This is a genomic window from Flammeovirga sp. OC4, assembly GCF_000812565.1.
In the GTDB taxonomy this organism is placed as follows: domain Bacteria; phylum Bacteroidota; class Bacteroidia; order Cytophagales; family Flammeovirgaceae; genus Flammeovirga.
The window spans coordinates 1-413 of sequence record NZ_JTAM01000197.1 but is presented as its reverse complement, the minus strand read 5'-3'; the positions used below and the strand labels follow the sequence as shown (position 1 = coordinate 413).

The window sequence follows — 413 nt, the reverse complement described above, 5'->3', positions numbered from 1 at the left end:
ACATTATTTGTGGCAGAGTCAGGGATAGTTAAAATGTAATTATCCTGATAAAGTATAGTAGTATCAGTTGAAATGTTGCCTTGTGCTCCATAACTTCCTGGTAGTCTGATCATACCCTCAAAAGCCGAGTATCCTAAGTTGTTGTCCTGTAGGAAATAAGATCCAATACTAATATTTTTTAATGTTTGAGGTATCGACTTTAAGTCCATAATACTAGCAATCAGAGTTCTGAGCTCTGTTAAATTACCGATGGATTTAGGTAAGTACTGTATCGGATTTCTGTATATTTCTAGAGTTCTTATTTTATCAAGGTCACCAAATGATTCGGGGACTATCTTTATGTTTTTATTTGAAATTTTTAGAGATGTTACTCTGAAGTTAGAAATTGTAACACCAGTCCAGGTGTTTACACT

General features: G+C 33.9%; 1 pseudogene. It reads right to left on the bottom strand.

Going from position 1 to position 413, the window contains the following annotated elements:
• Window positions 1-413: pseudogene (locus PL77_RS32205) on the bottom strand (hypothetical protein); the annotation flags it as partial.